16 protein-coding genes are annotated in these 17,183 nt (G+C 66.2%); 4 read left to right on the top strand and 12 right to left on the bottom strand.

The genetic code is table 11. The features are described from left to right. Complete coding sequence (locus M2432_RS22205; RefSeq protein WP_280829002.1) at window positions 1-675, bottom strand: response regulator transcription factor; 675 nt, start codon at window positions 673-675, stop codon at window positions 1-3. Window positions 676-836: 161 nt separating this feature from the next. Continuing rightward, window positions 837-1,544 (bottom strand): MspA family porin, encoded by a 708-nt coding sequence (locus M2432_RS22200; RefSeq protein WP_280829001.1) that lies wholly within the window; start codon window positions 1,542-1,544, stop codon window positions 837-839. 294 nt (window positions 1,545-1,838) lie between these two features. Here M2432_RS22200 and M2432_RS22195 point away from each other — a divergent pair, with 294 nt between their 5' ends. Beyond that, window positions 1,839-2,591 carry an enoyl-CoA hydratase gene (locus M2432_RS22195; protein ID WP_280829000.1) on the top strand — a complete coding sequence of 251 codons (753 nt, stop codon included), beginning with the start codon at window positions 1,839-1,841 and terminating at the stop codon, window positions 2,589-2,591. Window positions 2,592-2,599: 8 nt separating this feature from the next. On the opposite strand, the gene M2432_RS22190 is transcribed toward M2432_RS22195, so the two are convergent. The 9 genes from M2432_RS22190 to M2432_RS22150 form a co-directional block, all read right to left on the bottom strand. Beyond that, complete coding sequence (locus M2432_RS22190; protein WP_280828999.1) at window positions 2,600-3,793, bottom strand: dihydrolipoamide acetyltransferase family protein; 1,194 nt, start codon at window positions 3,791-3,793, stop codon at window positions 2,600-2,602. Further along, window positions 3,790-4,815, bottom strand: coding sequence for an alpha-ketoacid dehydrogenase subunit beta (locus M2432_RS22185; protein WP_280829058.1), 1,026 nt, complete (start codon window positions 4,813-4,815; stop codon window positions 3,790-3,792). Before M2432_RS22185 ends, M2432_RS22190 begins: the two co-directional genes overlap by 4 nt. A 23-nt stretch (window positions 4,816-4,838) precedes the next feature. Continuing rightward, window positions 4,839-5,942 carry a pyruvate dehydrogenase (acetyl-transferring) E1 component subunit alpha gene (gene pdhA, locus M2432_RS22180; protein ID WP_280828998.1) on the bottom strand — a complete coding sequence of 368 codons (1,104 nt, stop codon included), beginning with the start codon at window positions 5,940-5,942 and terminating at the stop codon, window positions 4,839-4,841. A gap of 192 nt (window positions 5,943-6,134) precedes the next feature. Continuing rightward, window positions 6,135-7,334, bottom strand: coding sequence for an MFS transporter (locus M2432_RS22175; RefSeq protein ID WP_280828997.1), 1,200 nt, complete (start codon window positions 7,332-7,334; stop codon window positions 6,135-6,137). Between the two features lie 105 nt (window positions 7,335-7,439). After that, window positions 7,440-8,246, bottom strand: coding sequence for a CoA ester lyase (locus M2432_RS22170; protein ID WP_280828996.1), 807 nt, complete (start codon window positions 8,244-8,246; stop codon window positions 7,440-7,442). Further along, window positions 8,246-8,755, bottom strand: a complete 510-nt coding sequence (locus tag M2432_RS22165) for a MaoC family dehydratase (RefSeq protein ID WP_280828995.1) — start codon at window positions 8,753-8,755, stop codon at window positions 8,246-8,248. The genes M2432_RS22170 and M2432_RS22165 overlap by 1 nt, the downstream gene beginning before the upstream one ends. Continuing rightward, window positions 8,752-9,912, bottom strand: a complete 1,161-nt coding sequence (locus M2432_RS22160) for an acyl-CoA dehydrogenase family protein (protein ID WP_280828994.1) — start codon at window positions 9,910-9,912, stop codon at window positions 8,752-8,754. Before M2432_RS22160 ends, M2432_RS22165 begins: the two co-directional genes overlap by 4 nt. Further along, a complete protein-coding gene (locus M2432_RS22155) occupies window positions 9,909-11,891 on the bottom strand; it encodes an acetyl/propionyl/methylcrotonyl-CoA carboxylase subunit alpha (RefSeq protein ID WP_280828993.1) in 1,983 nt (660 codons plus the stop codon). Before M2432_RS22155 ends, M2432_RS22160 begins: the two co-directional genes overlap by 4 nt. Before the next feature lies 1 nt (window position 11,892). Continuing rightward, window positions 11,893-13,455 (bottom strand): carboxyl transferase domain-containing protein, encoded by a 1,563-nt coding sequence (locus M2432_RS22150; RefSeq protein ID WP_280828992.1) that lies wholly within the window; start codon window positions 13,453-13,455, stop codon window positions 11,893-11,895. A gap of 110 nt (window positions 13,456-13,565) precedes the next feature. On the opposite strand from M2432_RS22150, the gene M2432_RS22145 reads away from it, so the two are divergent. Together M2432_RS22145 and M2432_RS22140 are read left to right on the top strand one after the other, a co-directional pair. Continuing rightward, a complete protein-coding gene (locus M2432_RS22145) occupies window positions 13,566-14,177 on the top strand; it encodes a TetR/AcrR family transcriptional regulator (protein WP_280829057.1) in 612 nt (203 codons plus the stop codon). Between the two features lie 66 nt (window positions 14,178-14,243). Next, entirely contained in the window at window positions 14,244-14,918 is a 675-nt protein-coding gene (locus tag M2432_RS22140; RefSeq protein ID WP_280828991.1) for an MmpS family transport accessory protein, read from the top strand. On the opposite strand, the gene M2432_RS22135 is transcribed toward M2432_RS22140, so the two are convergent. Further along, window positions 14,912-16,243, bottom strand: a complete 1,332-nt coding sequence (locus tag M2432_RS22135) for an MFS transporter (protein WP_280828990.1) — start codon at window positions 16,241-16,243, stop codon at window positions 14,912-14,914. The two genes, M2432_RS22140 and M2432_RS22135, sit on opposite strands and share 7 nt — an antisense overlap. A gap of 33 nt (window positions 16,244-16,276) precedes the next feature. Here M2432_RS22135 and cmrA point away from each other — a divergent pair, with 33 nt between their 5' ends. After that, a complete protein-coding gene (gene cmrA, locus M2432_RS22130) occupies window positions 16,277-17,083 on the top strand; it encodes a mycolate reductase (RefSeq protein WP_280828989.1) in 807 nt (268 codons plus the stop codon). Window positions 17,084-17,183 lie beyond the last annotated feature (100 nt).

Genomic DNA, 17,183 nt, shown 5'->3' with positions numbered 1-17,183 from the left:
TCAGACCGAAGCTGCGTCGTTGAGAAACATCAACACGGCCTTGACTCGCCGGTCCACGGAGTCATCGGCGGTCAGCTCCAGCTTGGCGAAAATCGAGTTGATGTGCTTCTCGACCGCTCGTTGAGACAACACCAGTCGTTCAGCCACCACACGGTTGCTGAAGCCGGTGGCCAACTCCGCCAACACTTCCTGCTCGCGTGCCGTCAATCGATTGCTGGGTGCCACGCCACGGGGCTGGTTCAGCAGTGCCTCCACGACCAACGGATCGAGGACGGTGCCGCCTGCCGCAACCTGATGAACAGCGGCGCTGAGTTCGTCGAAGTGTGACACCCGCTCCTTCAACAGATAGCCGCGGCCGCCGGTGCCACTCTCGAGCAGCCCCGCCGCATAGTGCGGGTCGGCATACTGCGACAACACGATCACGCCCGTGTCTGGATGCGCCACACGCATCCACTGCGCCAGGCGAATCCCCTCGTCAGTCGCCGTCGGCGGCATCCGCACATCGGTCACCAGCATGGTCGGCCGGTGCTGGTCAACCAGCCTGACTGTGGAGTCGAAGTCCTCGGCAACCCCGACGACGCTCACGTCGCGGTCGGCCGACAATGCCCGGCACACGCTGTCGCGCACCAACAGGCAATCCTCTGCGACGAGGACCGAAACGCGACCCGTCTCCATGATGAACTCCGTCCCCGGCGCCGTCCGCCACCACCGCTGAATGTCGATTTGCTGACATTTCGCAGTATCTACTGACGGGCACCACGAGGGCCTGAGTAATCCACTACGCAATCTTGCCGAGGGCAGGTGCGGCCCGGCTAAGTAATCCTGGCCGGCTCCACTCAGACGCTCTTGGTGACGCCGTAGTAGGCGACGATGTCGTCGGTGTCGCTGGTCGAACTGGTCAACGTTGCGTAGGACCGCAGGAACGACTGGCCGACGCAGCCGTCGATCTTGACGTGTACGTCCTTGAGCGTCACGCGCACGGGGGCGGATTTGAACGACTTCTTGTCCACTGGGACCTGGATCACCTGACCTGGTTTGGGGTGAGTCTCGATCGATCCTTGGATCGGCATGGTGAGGCCGGTGGGGATCGGCGCGGTCACGGTAGAGGCTGAAGTAGCGATGCCGACCGATCCAACCAGGCGGATCTGGCCCAGTTCGATTCCGCAACCGATCTGGTACCCGGCCTCCAAGGTGCCGCCGGCCAATGTGGTCTTGCCCTTGCCTGTGACCGTGCCGGCGAAGGTGCCGCCGACGAGGTACTCGCGTGAGCTGACCGCGGTGGTCAGCGGAGCAACCGGTAATTCGGTTTCGTTGGTCGCGACAACGGTGAGTGTCCAGCCGTCGGGGGTCGTCACGGTGCTCGGTTCGGCTGATGCCACAGCTCCGGTGTCCGGCGGCGGCCCTTGCTCACCGGCCGGCGCGGGCTCGACCGGGGCCGGATCTGCCTGCGCGACACCGCAAGCCAGCACGCTGCCGGGCAGCACTAAGGACGCGGCGGCCAGCGCCGCGAGACGGTTCAAGACCCTCGTTCCAACTCCTCGCATGGGCGGTTACACAAGCACACACACAGGTTTCTCGCAGCCACGGTGCAGCGGCGTTGCAGAATGTCGAAGCTCGCCAGTCGGGTGCCCGCGACGAGCCGATTTGGGCCGGAATTCTGCGCATCGCCGACGTCACAGCCTTGCGGCCGCGGACGTGCGATGACCTCGAAGGTCGTGTCAGCAGACCCGCAAGGGCAGCTCTCCGAGATCGAATCACGGCGAACCGAACTTGCTCGAGCCGCGGTCGGTCAGGCCATCCGGTTCGGTGGTCCGACCCGCCGTTCTAGGCTGACCCTCGTGACCGATCTTGTACTGATGCAGGTGGTCGACCGCATCGCACTCATCACCGTCAACGATCCCGATCGCCGCAATGCGGTGACTGCGGAGATGTCCGCGGGCCTGCGCGCCGCGGTCGAGTCCGCCCAGTCCAATCCCGATGTGCATGCGGTCGTGGTCACCGGGGCCGGAAAGGCGTTCTGTGCCGGCGCTGATCTGACTGCCCTCGGCGAAGCAACCGAAGAAGGGCTGCGGGTCATCTACGACGGATTCCTGGCGGTCGCCGATTGCACGCTGCCGACCATCGCGGCGGTCAACGGTCCCGCTGTCGGGGCCGGGCTGAACCTTGCGCTGGCTGCCGATGTCCGCATCGCCGGCCCGGGCGCGGTGTTCGATCCACGGTTCCAGAAGCTCGGGATACACCCCGGCGGCGGCGCAACGTGGATGCTGCAGCGGGCCATCGGGCCGCAGGCGGCGCGGGCGGCGTTGTTGTTCGGCATGAAGTTCGACGCCGAAGCTGCGGTGCGGCACGGCCTGGCGCTGGACGTCGCCGACGAACCGGTGGCCGCTGCACTGGCGCTCGCAGCGGGCCCGGCCGGCGCACCCCGTGAGGTGGTCCTGGCCACGAAGGCATCGATGCGAGCCACTGATCATCCCGGTGTGTTGGACAACGAGCAGCATCGGCTGGCTGTGGATATCGAGATCGTGCCGCAGGCCGCGTCCATCGAATCACCCGAATTCGCAGCACGTTTGGCTGCCGCGAAGCGGCGGTAGCCGGCCGGTCAGGCGTCGAGCAGGGCGAGTTCGGGCGCTTCGATCAGTGCCCGCAACTCGCCGAGGAACGCCGCGACGGCGGCCCCGTCGGCAATCCGGTGGTCGAACGCGCAGGTCAACGTCATGGTCGGCCGGGCCACGATCGCACCTTCGACCACCACCGCACGTGGTTTGAGTGAGCCGATCCCCAGGATCGCCGCCTCGGGGTAGTTGATGACTGGCACGCCCTCGTCCAAACCCAACGCACCGAAGTTCGACACCGTGAATGTCGAACCTTGCAGCTCAATAGGTTTCACGGTGCCAGCCCGGGCGGACTGCACCAGCCGGGATACCTCCTGAGCCAACTGCCGGGTGGGTAGCCGTTCGGCATCACGCACAACCGGCACCAGTAGGCCGCGGGGTGTGGCTACGCCGACGCCGAGGTGGACCGATTCATGCAGGTGCACGCTGGGCCCGTGGTCAGTCGACACCCAGGTCGAATTGAATACCCGATGGTGCCGGAGCGTAACGGCCAGCAGCCGCAGGATGAGCGCGAACGGTGTGACCGCCTCGTCCACGCCGGACAACATGCCCTGCACCCGAAGCAGTTCGGTGCAGTCAACCTGAACGGAAGCATGGGCGTCGGGAATCTCGTTGCGCGACACGGCCATCCGACGCGCCATCTCCGCTTGCACGCCGTGCACTGCGACGGTGTCGGCACGTGGCGCTGCGGCGAGCACGTCCTCACGGGTAACGATGCCCTCGGGACCTGATGGCGTCACGCCAGTCAGATCCACGTGCAGCTCGGAGGCCAGCTTGCGCACCGGTGGTTTGGCCCGGGCGCGCCGGCGGCTGGAATCCATCTCGTCATCGGTGCCGTACCCGACCAGTACCGGGTTGCGTTTGGGTGGCGTCGGCTGCGTCGGCGGGGCTGGCACGGCCGCGCCGTTATTGGCATCGACCGTGGCCTCAGCTGAAATGTCGGTCGCGATGCGGATCAGGACCGCCCCCACCGCCAACGTCTGCCCTTCTGCCCCACCGAGTTCGGTGACCGTGCCGGAGTACGGGCTGGGAATTTCGACAGCGGCCTTGTTGGTTTCGACAGTGCAGATCACCTGGTTGAGATCGACGGTATCGCCGACGGCCACCGCCCACGCGGTAATGGTGGCGTCCTCCAAGCCCTCACCGAGATCGGGTACCAGGAACTCGCGGACCGTGCTCACGGCCGGCTCATTGCTTTGTGCACGCAATCCAGCAGCCGATCTACACCCGGCAGCCACAGCTTCTCCATCCGCGCCGGCGGGTTTGGGGTGTCGAATCCGGTGGCACGCAACACCGGTGACTCCAAGTCGTAGAACAACTCCTCAGAAATCCGCGCCGCCAACTCGGCGCCGAAGCCGAGGGTCCGCGGGCCTTCGTGCATGATCACCGCGCGGCCGGTCTTGCGTACCGATGCGGCAATGGTGTCGAAGTCCAGTGGGTTGAGCGATCTGAGGTCAATGACTTCCAATCGGTGGGTATCGGCCACCAAATCGGCTGCGGCCAGGGCGGTGTCGACCAGCGAGCCATAGGTGATCACCGTGACGTCGCCGCCGGTGCGGCGCACCGCCGCACGGCCGATCGGGAGCGCCGGGGTATCGGTGTCCAGCGTCCCCCGCGTCCAGTACCGGCGTTTAGGCTCCAGGTACACCACCGGGTCACGAGCCGAAATCGCATGCCGCAGCAACCAATAGGCATCCGACGGAGTGGACGGCACCACCACCTTGAGGCCGGCGGTGTGCAGCCAGTACGACTCGGTGGATTCCGAATGATGTTCCACCGCACCGATTCCACCGAACGACGGGATCCGGATGGTCACCGCCATGTCGATGTCACCACGGGTGCGCATGCGGTATTTGGCCAGGTGACTGACGATCTGGTCGAACGCCGGTGCGGCGAAGCCGTCGAACTGGATTTCCGGAACCGGCACAAGCCCGCGGATGGCCATGCCGATCGCGATGCCGATGATCGCTGATTCGGCCACCGGGGTGTCGAAACACCTTGCCGCACCGTAGGTTTCCTGCAGTCCTTCGGTGACGCGGAAGACCCCGCCCAGTTTGCCGACGTCCTCGCCGAAGACCAGTACCCGGTCGTCGACGGCCATGGCATCGTGCAACGCTCGGTTGATCGCCTGGGCCATGGTGACCGTGGACGGCGCCACCGGGCCGCCCTGCTCAGGTAGCTCATCGCCGGAGTCACCGGACATCGGCGGTCGTTCGACGATCTGAGTCATCTCGGGCCCTCCCACTCCAGTTCGGCGATCAGCTCTTCGCGTTGGCGAGCCAGCTCCGGGGTGATCTCGGCGTACACGGTGTCGAAAACCTCCGCGATGCCGATATCCGGTGTGGTCAGTACCGCCTCGCGCAACTCGTCGCGCAGGCGATGCGACCGCGCCTGCACTCGTTCGTCCAGGCGCGGGGTCAGTATCCCGATGCTCCACAGATAGGTGCGGTAGCGGGCGATGGGATCGCGGGCTTCCCAATACTTCAGCTCCTCCTCCGAGCGGTACCGGGTCGGGTCATCTGAGGTGGTGTGTGGGCCCATCCGGTAGGTCACGGCCTCGATCAGCGTCGGCCCGCCGCCGTCTCGGGCACGCTGTACTGCCTGGTCCATCACCGCATAACAGGCCAGCACATCGTTGCCGTCGACCCGGACCCCCGGCATGCCGTAACCGATGGCGCGGTGCGCAATCGACGGCCCCGCCTGCTGATGACTCACCGGCACCGAGATGGCCCACTGGTTGTTCTGGATGAAGAACACGCACGGTGCCGCGGTCACCGCCGCGATGTTGAACGCCTCATGGGCATCGCCCTCGGAGGTGGCACCGTCGCCCAGAAACGCCACCGTGACCGAGTCCTCTCCCAGTCGCTGCGCGGCCATGGCAGCCCCGACAGCGTGCAGGCCGTGCGTACCGATCGGAATAGAGATTGGGGCACAATGCTTTTCGGTGAATCCGAGACCGCCGTGCCAGCGGCCGCGCCATACCGCGCTCACCTGTGCTGCCGTGATCCCACGGGTCAGGAAGACACCGAGTTCGCGGTACTGCGGGAAAACCCAGTCGGCCTTGCGCAGGCAGGCTGTCGCGCCGATCTGGGCAGCCTCCTGGCCGCGGCACGACGCGAACAGTGCCAGTTCTCCCTGCCGCTGCAGGTTGATGAACTCGCCGTCCACATCCCGGGTCACGACCATCAGTTCGTAGAGCCAGGCGAGGGTTTCCGGCGGTAGGTCGCGGCGATATCGCTCGTCGAGAGTGGGCGTTCCGTCGGGCGCGATGAGTTGCACTGGTGCCAGGGCCAGTTCCGCAGCACGTTGCGCGGCCACTGTCTCAGCCATACCGCCTCCTATCGGTGACGGCATGTTCGGCCGCCAGTCCGCGAGGTGCTCAGCGCGGTGGCGGTCAGAGCAAACCCTGGTTAGGGGCCGCTGGGCCGGTGCCGGGGTGTGGCGCCGCCCGATGATCCGCTCTACTCGCCGCAGTGCTGGGGCATCACTGCCATTATGCGCCGGAATCGGACACAGCCGCGTTCATCGCCAGTCATGGAATGGGTTCGTGTCGCGAGCCGACGCACCGGCGAGCAAGCTCGCCAGCACCCCAGCCACCGGCACGATCAGCAGACCAACGCGTAACCCCGCCGCGTCGGCAATGAAGCCCACCAGCAGCGGGGCACCGAGAAACCCCACCCGCATCAACCACGTGACCACCGTCAGACCGGTACCTGGCCGCAGTCCCGGCAATTGGTCAGCGGTGTGCATCGCGGCCGGGATCAGCGTCGCCACCCCCAAACCCGCGGCCGCGAAACCGGCGATGGTTCCAGCGACGGTCGGAAACGCCAGCGCAGCGCCCATTCCTGCAGCTGTGAGCAGACCGCCGGCCTTCACCACCGACCGCTCGCCAAACCGATCGACCAGTCGGTCGCCGAACAGCCGCCCCACAAACATGAATCCGACCAACGCGATATAGCCGAACACCGCAATCGCCGGGGGCGCGTGCAGGGTGTCCTGCAGGTAGAGCGTGGCCCAGGAACTGCCGGAATCCTCGACGGTCGCACCCGCGATGCCGATCACCACCAGAGCGAGCAGCGTCAACCAGACGCCACGGCCAGGCCCGGCGCTGACCGCTCTGCGCGCGGCCGGATGGTCCTCGTGCTCCGGCCCACCCAGTAGGAAGCGGTCTGCCGTCAGCGCCAACGCGCACGCCACCAGCGCGACCACAGTCAGATGGACACCACGCGGTATGTCCAGGGCGATCACGGCCGCACCGGTCAGTCCGCCGAAGATTGCGCCGACCGCCCAAACCGCATGGAACGAGTTGATAATGGACCGCCCGTAGTCGCGCTGCACGCGCAGTCCGTGGGCATTTTGGGCCACATCGGCCATCGCGTCACAAGCCCCGGCCAGAAACAGCGCTGCGGCCAGCACTATGGCGCCGCGCGCCACGGCGGCGATGACCACGAATACCGCCAGCCCGACCGTGGCAATCACCGCAACCCGCGCTGACCGGTAACGCCGGATCAGCACACCTGCGGCCACACCGGCCACCAGTGCGCCAGCGGAGAAGGCCGCGACGGTCGCACCGTAGACGGCGTTGCTCAGGTGCAGGTCGTCCTTGATCTCCGGATAGTGCGGCACCAGATTGGCGAAGATCGCCCCGTTGGTCAGGAACAGTGTTGCGACAGCGACGCGGGCCCGCTGCAGTGCGGCCGGATCAAGCTGGCCTGAAACCACTTCGGCGACGATACCCCCTGACTACCCCGGCGGCGAAACGGCATTCCAGCAGGCCTGTTGTCGAACTTTCCCTGCCGGAACACCGTTTCGGCCAGAGAAAAACAACTAGGGAGCCAGCGCGACGATCCGCTCAGCCCGGCGCAGCACCGGCATGTCCACCATTAGGCCGTCGTACTGGAACACCCCGCGCTCGCGGGTCGCCGCATCGAGTACCGCACGCGCCCAAGTGATTTCCTTCTCGGTCGGCGTGTAGCCAGCTCGGATCACCGCAACCTGGGTCGGGTGGATGGCCACCTTGGCGTCGAATCCGACCGCCACCGCATCATCGACCTCGGTGCGCAGCCCGTCGAGGTTCTTGATGTCCAGGTACACCGAATCCAGCGCGAGCTTGCCAAAAGCCTTGGCGGCCAACAGCGATTGCGACCGCACGTGCTTGGCGACATCACGGTAGCTGTCATCGGGCCAGCGGTTGGCGGTGCCGCCCAGAACCGCAAACAGGTCCTCAGCGCCCCACATGACGGCGAACGCATTTTCGACGCGGGCGGTCTCGGTGACTGCCAGTGCTCCCAGCGGGGTTTCCACCAGCACCACCACATCCAGTGGCGCCAATGCCCGAACCTGCTCGGCAGATTCGGTTTTGGCCAGCATCACCGTGGTGTACGGCGTGCGGGCCAGCGCCTCCAAGTCCAACTTGTGGTCGGCCGTATCGGTCGGATTCACCCGCACGACTGTGCGGGCCGGGTCCAGCGGGGTGTCGACCAGCGCCTGCCGGGCAGCCGGACGGTCCTTTGCCGCGCAGCCATCCTCCAGGTCAAGAATGACGACATCGGCTGCTGCCGCGGCTTTTTCGAACCGTTCGGGACGGTCGGCCGGGCAGAACAGCCAGCCGGGACCGGGATTGTGCAGCGCCATCAGGCCTCCCCCGCCGATTCCGAGGGACGCATCCGCACCATGGTCTTGCGCGTCGCGGTCGCCACGATGACGCCGTGCTGGTTGCGGCCGGTGTGGGCGAAGGTGACGATGCCCTCGCCCGGACGGCTCTTGGACTCACGCTTCTCGATCACCTCGGACTCGGCGTACAGGGTGTCGCCGTGGAACATCGGCTTGGGGAAGGCGATGTCAGAGAAGCCGAGGTTGCCCACAATGGTGCCCTGAGTCAGTTGGGCGACGGACAGGCCGACCAGCGTGGACAGCGTGAACATCGAGTTCACCAGGCGTGCATTGAACGGCGGCAGCGCATCCGAGAATGCCGCATCCAGATGAAGCGCCTGGGTGTTCATGGTCAACGTGGTGAACAGCACGTTGTCGGCCTCGGTGATGGTGCGGCCCGGCCGGTGCAGATACAACACCCCGGTCTCGAACTCCTCGAACCAGAGCCCGCGCTGCTCGACGACCTTTTTGGGCGCATCTTCTCCCGTCACAGCCCGGCCTCCCGTGCGATCAGCATCAGCTGCACTTCCGTTGTCCCTTCGCCGATTTCGAGGATCTTGCTGTCCCGGTAATGGCGCGCAACCGGGTACTCGTTCATGAACCCGTAGCCGCCGAAGATCTGAGTGGCGTCGCGGGCGTTGTCCATGGCGGCCTCGCTGGCCACCAGCTTGGCCACGCACGCCGCCTTCTTGAACGGCTTGCCGGCCAACATCAGTGCCGCGGCATCGTAGTACGCGGTCCGCGCGGCGTGGGCCCGGGCTTCCATCCGGGCGATCTTGAATGCGATGGCCTGGTAGCCACCGATCTTGCGACCGAAGGCTTCCCGCTCCTTGGAGTACTTGACGCATTCGTCGGCGCAGCCCTGCGCCGCACCGACCGACAACGCGGCAATAGCGATGCGGCCCTCGTCCAGGATGCGCAGGAAGTTGGCGTAGCCACGGCCGCGCTCACCGAGCAGATTCTCTGCGGGCACCCGCACGTCGTCGAAGCTCAACGGGTGCGTGTCAGAGGCATTCCAGCCGACCTTGTCGTATGCAGGCTCAGCGGTGAAGCCCGGGGTGGGGACCGGCACCAGGATCGACGAAATCTCTTTGCGGCCATCGGTTTCCCCGGTCACCGCGGTAACTGTCACCAGCTTGGTGATGTCAGTACCGGAGTTGGTGATGAACTGCTTGGAGCCGTTGATCACCCAGGTGTCGCCGTCCAACTTTGCCGTCGTCTTGGTGGCACCGGCGTCGCTACCGCCGCCGGCCTCGGTCAAACCGAAGGCGCCCAACGCTTTTCCGCTCGCCAACAGCGGCAGCCACTGCTGCTTCTGCTCTTCGGTGCCGAAGCGGTATACGGGCATTGCGCCCAGCGACACTCCGGCTTCCAGGGTGATTGCGACGCTCTGGTCGACCTTGCCGAGCTCCTCCAGCGCCAGACACAGCGCGAAGTAGTCGCCGCCCATGCCGCCGTGCTCCTCGGGGAACGGCAGACCGAACAGGCCCATGTCGGCCATACCGTCGATGACCTCATAGGGGAACGAATGTTCCTTGTCGTGCTTGGCGGCAACAGGCGCAACGACCGTCTGCGCGAAGTCGCGCACCGTCTTGGCCAATTCGGCGTAATGATCCGGCAGGTTGCCGGTAGACATAAAGTCGCTCATTCCTGAGTCTCCTTGATTGCAGCGGTGATCCGAGCCAGCGGCTGACCCACCTTGACCTGATCGCCAACGGCGACAAGCAATTCCACCGTGCCGTCCACTGGCGTGGACAGCGCGTGCTCCATCTTCATGGCCTCGACGGTGACAACGACGTCACCACTCCTCACCGTCGACCCATCTTCGATGCCAACGGCGACAACCGATCCGGGCATCGGGCTGACGATCTCGGCGTCACCGCTGTGCTCGTCGTCGGGGCGCACCGGCGCCTCACGGACCTCCTCGACGACGATCGTCCGGCCGGCGCCGGCCAGCCAGAGCCTGTGGTCTTCGACGGCGGTCAGGTACTCGGTGCGCAGCCCATCGACGGTGACTGTCAACCGAACGCCGTCCAACTCTGCTGTGACACAGTGTGATTGACCATCTTCGACACGTGCGGTCGCGTGGTCCGGACAGCCGGTGAAATGCACGTGATCGGTACGGTCGCCGGCGCGCAATCGTGCGGTGACGGCAGCGTGCTCCCCCACCCGCCAACCGGACGGGGTGGCCCAAAGGTCGCCGTCGGCAGGCCAACTGTGCAGCCAGCGATAGGCCGCCGCGGCGATCAGTTGATCGTCCCCGGCGCGGGCTGCGGCATAGTCGCCGGTGCGGCGGTCCAGCAGTCCGGTGTCCAGTCGACCCGCTTGCACATCCTCATCGGCGAGTAAGAAGCGCAGGAATTCGATGTTGGTGCCGACGCCCAGCACCGCGGTGTCTGCCAGCGCGCGATCCAGCCCGCTCAGCGCCGAAGCTCGATCTGGGCCATAGGCAATGATTTTCGAGAGCATCGGGTCGTAATCGCTGCCGATCACCGACCCCGCCCGGATACCGGAATCCACTCGCGCCCCTGCCGGTTCGGCCAACGCCAGCACGGTCCCGCCGGTCGGCAGGAAACCGTTGGCCGGATCCTCGGCGTACACGCGGGCCTCGATGGCATGGCCGGTCAGGGTCATGTCGTCCTGGGCCACCGGCAGCGCCTCGCCCGCGGCCACTCGGAGCTGCCACTCGACCAGGTCCACTCCGGTGACCATCTCAGTCACCGGATGTTCCACCTGCAGACGGGTATTCATCTCCATGAAGAAGAACTCATCGGGCTTGTCGGCCGAGACGATGAATTCCACCGTACCCGCGCCGCGGTAGTCGACGCTACGGGCGGTGTCGCAGGCCGCAGCACCGATCCTGGCTCGGGTCGCCTGGTCTAGTAGTGGCGACGGCGCCTCTTCGATGACCTTCTGATGGCGCCTCTGCAGGCTGCATTCGCGCTCACCCAGATGGACGACATTGCCGTGGCCGTCGGCGACGATCTGCACCTCGATGTGCCTGGGGTTCAACACGAACCGTTCCAGGAACAGGGTGTCGTCGCCGAACGCAGCAGCAGCCTCGCGGCGCGCTGAGGCCAGCGCGGCCGGCAGCTCACTGGCAGCATGCACCACCCGCATACCCTTGCCGCCGCCACCGGCAGACGGCTTCACCAGGACCGGGAAGCCGACTTCAGGGGCGCCGGCGATCAGATCGTCATCAGTCAGCCCGGGACGTGAGATGCCAGGTACCACCGGAACACCGAATGCAGACACCGCGGCCTTCGCGGTGATCTTGTCTCCCATGGTGGCGATGGCCTTGGCACCGGGACCGACGAACACGATTCCGGCATCCTGCAGCGCGGCGGCGAATTCGGCGTTCTCGGAAAGGAATCCGTAGCCCGGGTGTACCGCCTGCGCGCCGGTGCGGCGGGCAGCGTCGACAATCGCCTCGATGTTCAGGTAGCTCTGCCGCGCCGGGGCCGGGCCCAGTCTGACAGCAGTATCAGCTTCCAAGACGTGCCGGGCGCCGGCATCGGCATCGCTGAACACCGCCACCGAGCGAACACCCCTGGCGCGCAACGTGCGGATGACTCGGACCGCGATCTCGCCGCGGTTGGCCACCAAGACTGTATGGAATGTGCTCATCTCACATCCTGAAAACGCCGTAGGAGACAGGCTCCAGCGGAGCCTGTGCGACAACCGAAAGGGCCAGCCCGACAACGGTTCTGGTGTCAGCGGGGTCGATGACGCCGTCGTCCCAGAGGCGCGCGGTCGAATAATAGGGATTGCCCTGGTCTTCGTACTGCTGCCGGATCGGGGCCTTGAGCGCCTCTTCTTCCTCGGGAGTCAGATCGCCGCGCACCGTGGCCAGCACCGATGCAGCCTGCTCGCCACCCATCACAGAGATGCGAGCGTTGGGCCACATCCAGAGGAACCGCGGCGAATACGCGCGGCCGCACATCGAATAGTTGCCCGCGCCGTACGATCCGCCGATCACCACAGTCAGTTTCGGCACCCGGGCACACGCCACCGCCGTCACCATCTTGGCGCCGTGCTTGGCGATACCGCCCGCCTCGTAGTCACGGCCCACCATGAAGCCGGAGATGTTCTGCAAGAACAGCAGCGGTGTCGACCGCTTGTCACAGAGCTCGATGAAATGCGCACCCTTCTGGGCGGATTCGCCGAACAGCACGCCGTTGTTGGCGATGATGCCCACCGGGTGGCCGTGGATGCGGGCGAACCCGGTGACCAGGGTGGTGCCGTATTCCGCTTTGAATTCAGTGAATTCGCCACCGTCGACGATGCGGCTGACCACCTCGTGTACGTCGTAGGGCACCTTCGAGTCGATAGGTACGACGTCGTACAACTCGGTCTGGTCGCAGATCGCATCGACCGTCGGAGCCACGTCCCACGGAATGGGTGTGCGCGGACCGAACGTCGAGACGATCCGGCGGACGATGCGCAGCGCGTCGCGGTCGTCGTGGGCCAGGTGGTCGGTGACGCCGGAGACCTTGGAATGCAGATCGCCACCGCCGAGCTCCTCGGCCGTGACCACCTCACCGGTAGCGGCCTTCACCAGCGGCGGGCCGCCCAGGAAGATGGTGCCCTGGTTCCGGACGATCACCGCTTCATCGCTCATCGCGGGGACGTAGGCGCCGCCCGCGGTGCAGGAACCGAGCACCGCGGCGATCTGCGGGATGCCCTGGGCGGACAGGTTGGCCTGGTTGAAGAAGATCCGGCCGAAGTGCTCGCGGTCCGGGAACACCTCGTCCTGGCGCGGCAGGAACGCTCCCCCGGAGTCCACCAGGTAGATGCAGGGCAGCCGATTCTGGCCGGCGATCTCCTGGGCCCGCAGGTGCTTCTTGACCGTGATCGGGTAGTACGTGCCACCTTTCACAGTGGCGTCGTTGGCGACGATCATGCACTCGCGACCAGACACCCGGCCGATGCCGGCAATCATCCCGGCGCCCGGGCACTCGTCGTCGTACATGCCGTTGGCAGCCAGTGGTGCGATCTCCAAGAACGGACTGCCCGGATCGAGCAGGCCGTCCACCCGGTCGCGCGGCAGTAGCTTGCCGCGGCTGACGTGCCGTTCCCGGGACTTCTCCGACCCGCCGAGCGCGGCGGTCGCCAGTTTTTCCCGCAATTGATCCACCAGCACCAGGTGCTGTTCGCGATGAGAAACCCGATGGGTAACGCTGGGCGCCATCATCGCTCCGTTTCAGTTGAGTTAATGGCGAATAACCGGACGCGATGTTAGTCTCGATTAACTGAGATGTCCAGACCCGGTTGGAGGTGCAGATGCCGGCGCCCACACCCATGTCGCAGCCCGATGCCGAAACATCGCGGAGCAGGGCAAAATCCGACCGCCGCTCGCAGCTGATCGCGGCCGCCGAACGCCTTGTCGCCGAACGCGGCTACTTGGCCGTGCGGTTGGAGGACATCGGCGCGGCCGCCGGGATCAGCGGCCCGGCCATCTACCGCCACTTCCCCAACAAAGAGGCCCTGCTGGTCGAGTTGCTGGTCGGCATCAGCACCCGGTTGTTGGCCGGGGCGCGCGCCGTGGTCGCGGACACCCAAACCCCGACCGAAGCGCTGGACGGCCTGATCGACTTTCACCTGGACTTCGCACTGAACGAGTCAGACCTGATCCGAATCCAGGACCGGGACCTGAACAACCTGCCCGATCCCGCCAAGCGCCAGGTCCGCAGGGCTCAGCGGCAGTACGTCGAAATCTGGGTCGAGACGCTGCGCCGGATGGACCCAGCCCGCACCGAGCCCGACGCCCGCATCATGGCCCACGCCGCGTTCGGATTGTTGAACTCGACCCCGCACAGTGTGAAGGCGGGCGCACGCAAGCCTGACAACGCCTCACGCGCAGTGCTGCGAACCATGACCTTTGCCGCGCTCGGACCGTCGAACGGGTCCTGACCAGCGTGTTACCTCGCCAGACAGGCCCGCGCAGAGCCGCGGGTACCCTGCAGTCATGAGGTGGGCATGACCGGATCGCATCGCGACGGGTTGGACCCCACCAAGAAACTGCCCGCAGTCACTCCAGATGGGGAGCCCTACACACATCTGACGGGCGCAACAACCGATCCGTTCACCGCCCGCTACTCCTCCCCTTACGGACCGCCCGCGCAACCCTGGACTCGCCGCCACCGCTGGGTCTGGCCCGTGGCCGGTGCCGTCGGCATTCTGGTCGCGTGCATGCTCATCGCGCTGGTGATCGTCGACAGCTCCGAGCAACAGACCATGGTCGCGCCGCCGCTGCCACCGCTGCCGGACACCACCGACACGGCGGTGGCGAACGCCCCGACAACCGCTCCCTCAGGTGCGCCCGCCGCCCCGCCAACGCCGTCCGCCGATGCCGAAGCCACCATGCCCGGCGATACCGAGACCGTGCAGTACAGCGTCATCGGCACCGGCCGGGCCATGAGCATCACCTTTGTCGACACCGGCAATGTGCTCCAGACCGAATTCAACGTGCCTCTGCCATGGACCAGGGAGGTCCAGCTGAACCGTCCGGCCAAGCGCTCGGCCAGCGTCAGCATCGTCAACGCCGGACATCCGGTCGCGTGCGCAATATCGGTCGACGGCAACCAGATTCAGCAACACCAGGGCATCGGGCTGACGATCTGCCGGACCGTCAAGCGCGGGCATCCCTACTGACGAGCTGGTACCCGCACTGCCAGCATGCCGGCCAAACCGACGGCCAGCACCACGCACAACCCACCGAGGCCGGCGCGGTTGGAGCCGAACACATCGATGAAGGTGAAGAACAACCAGGGCGCCAGGAACGATGCCGCCCGGCCGGTCGTCGTGTAGAGACCGAAGGCCACGCCTTCTTTGCCCTCGGCCGAAATCTGGAGCATCACGTTGCGCGCGGCCGACTGGGTGGGCCCGATGAACAGGCACAACAGTAGGCCGCAGACCCAGAACGCCGCCGGCCCGGACAACGCCAGCATGATGAGACCGATGGCCACCAGCGCCGCCAGCGACCCGATGATGACCGGCTTGGAGCCGACCCGGTCGTCGAGCAGGCCACCGGCGATGGCACCCACTGCCGCGACGATGCACGCGCACACCCCGAACAGCAGCACATCGGACTGCGACACCCCGTACACATTGACCCCGAGCACCGCACCGAACGTGAAGATGCCGGTCAGCCCGTCACGGAAGATCGCGCTGGCAAGCAGGAAGTAGACGACGTTGTGGTCTCGGCGCCACTGTTCGACGATCTCGGACCACAGTCGCCGGTAGGCACCGATGAAGCCGACCGTCGCCGGTGGTTCTGACATGGCCTGCGGTGGTGACTTCACGGTGAGCAGAGGCGTCGCGAAAACGGCGAACCACGCCGCGGCGAGCAGCACGGCGTATCGGACCGGTTGGCCGTCAGTGGCCGAGATACCGAGCGCACCGCGAGTGTCGCCGGTGCCGGCGATGAACCCGACGTACACCGCCAGCAGCAGCACGACACTTCCGAAATAGCCTGCGGCCAAACCAAATCCGGAAATGCGTCCGGAGGTGGACGGAGAGGACAGGTCGCGCAGCATCGCGTTGTACGGGACGGTGGCCAGGTCGCTGCACGCCGCGGTGCACGCCAGCAGCGCCAGACCCGCCCACAGGTAGCGGTAATCGGCATGGATCAGGCTCATCGACGCGGTCAGCGCCACCACCGCACCGGTGAGCATGGTCAGCGCTGCACGCCTGCGATGAGCACCATCCACCAGTACGCCGGTTGCCGGGGCCAGCACCGCGACCACCAGTCCCGCCGCGGTCAGCACCCGGCCCAGCCAGCTCGCCGGCGTGGTCGGCCCGGGCAGACCCGCCCCGACGGTCGAGGTCAGATAGACCGAGAACACGAATGTCGTGACAATCGCGTTCACACCCGTCGCGCCGGTATCCCAAAGTGCCCAGGCGACAACCTGGCTCCTGGGTGCGGTGACGGTTCGGTCCCGATCAGTGAGCGGCGTCTCCGCCTCGGGGCTGCTCATGCGGCCACTCTATTGGTCCCTACGATTGGGGTCATGCCGTTACCCGCTCCCAGCCCCGATGCCCGCGCCGTCGTCACCGGCGCCTCCCAGAACATCGGCGAGGCACTGGCCACCGAACTCGCGGCGCGGGGACACCACCTCATTGTCACCGCGCGCCGCGCCGACGTGTTGAGCTCACTGGCTGAACGGTTGTCACAGCAGTACGGCGTGACGGTTGAGGTCCGCGCGTGCGACTTGACCGACCCCGCCGACCGCGACAAGCTGTGTGCCGAGTTGGCGCAAAGCAACATCTCGATCCTGTGCGCCAATGCCGGCACCGCCACTTTCGGTACCGTCGCCAGCCTGTCGGCCGAGGGTGAGAAGGCCCAGGTTCAGCTGAACGTGCAAGGCGTACACGACCTGGTGCTCGCGGTGTTGCCCGGCATGGTCTCGCGCGGCGCGGGTGGCATCCTGATCTCCGGCTCGGTGGCCGGCAACTCGCCGATTCCGAACAACGCGACGTACGCGGCCTCCAAAGCGTTCGCCAATACCTTCAGCGAGTCGCTACGCGGCGAGCTGAAGCCGCACGGTGTCCATGTCACCCTGCTGGCGCCCGGGCCGGTGCGCACCGAGCTGCCGGACCCGTCCGAGCAGTCGCTGGTGGAACGGCTGATCCCGGACTTCCTGTGGATTGACACCGAGTACACGGCCAAGATCTCCCTGGATGGCCTGGCGCAGAACAAGATGCGCGTGGTGCCGGGTCTGACGTCCAAGGCCATGTCGGTGGCCAGTGGGTATGGCCCTCGGGCAATCGTGGCGCCCATCGTGGGTGCGGTCTACAAGAAGCTCGGCGGGCAGTAAGCGGCCGCGCACGCCCCACTTCCCGCGCGCGGCGCCGCATCTAGAGGTGCGACTGTTTGCCCGCGTCTGTGCGACAGAGTTGTTGTCGAGCAGACGCGGA

It is taken from the genome of Mycobacterium sp. OTB74 (genome assembly GCF_029892685.1).
In the GTDB taxonomy this organism is placed as follows: domain Bacteria; phylum Actinomycetota; class Actinomycetes; order Mycobacteriales; family Mycobacteriaceae; genus Mycobacterium.
The sequence above is the reverse complement of the archived record's forward strand: the minus strand, read 5'-3'. Positions and strand labels throughout refer to the sequence as shown.

Coding starts and splice junctions, on each gene's coding strand:
- M2432_RS22205 (WP_280829002.1), bottom strand. CDS start 675: ATGGAGACGGGTCGCGTTTCGGTCCTCGTCGCAGAGGATTGCCTGTTG.
- M2432_RS22200 (WP_280829001.1), bottom strand. CDS start 1,544: ATGCGAGGAGTTGGAACGAGGGTCTTGAACCGTCTCGCGGCGCTGGCC.
- M2432_RS22185 (WP_280829058.1), bottom strand. CDS start 4,815: ATGTCCGGTGACTCCGGCGATGAGCTACCTGAGCAGGGCGGCCCGGTG.
- pdhA (WP_280828998.1), bottom strand. CDS start 5,942: ATGGCTGAGACAGTGGCCGCGCAACGTGCTGCGGAACTGGCCCTGGCA.
- M2432_RS22170 (WP_280828996.1), bottom strand. CDS start 8,246: ATGGCGCTGCACAATCCCGGTCCCGGCTGGCTGTTCTGCCCGGCCGAC.
- M2432_RS22160 (WP_280828994.1), bottom strand. CDS start 9,912: ATGAGCGACTTTATGTCTACCGGCAACCTGCCGGATCATTACGCCGAA.
- M2432_RS22155 (WP_280828993.1), bottom strand. CDS start 11,891: ATGAGCACATTCCATACAGTCTTGGTGGCCAACCGCGGCGAGATCGCG.
- M2432_RS22150 (WP_280828992.1), bottom strand. CDS start 13,455: ATGGCGCCCAGCGTTACCCATCGGGTTTCTCATCGCGAACAGCACCTG.
- M2432_RS22145 (WP_280829057.1), top strand. CDS start 13,566: ATGTCGCAGCCCGATGCCGAAACATCGCGGAGCAGGGCAAAATCCGAC.
- M2432_RS22140 (WP_280828991.1), top strand. CDS start 14,244: ATGACCGGATCGCATCGCGACGGGTTGGACCCCACCAAGAAACTGCCC.
- M2432_RS22135 (WP_280828990.1), bottom strand. CDS start 16,243: ATGAGCAGCCCCGAGGCGGAGACGCCGCTCACTGATCGGGACCGAACC.
- cmrA (WP_280828989.1), top strand. CDS start 16,277: ATGCCGTTACCCGCTCCCAGCCCCGATGCCCGCGCCGTCGTCACCGGC.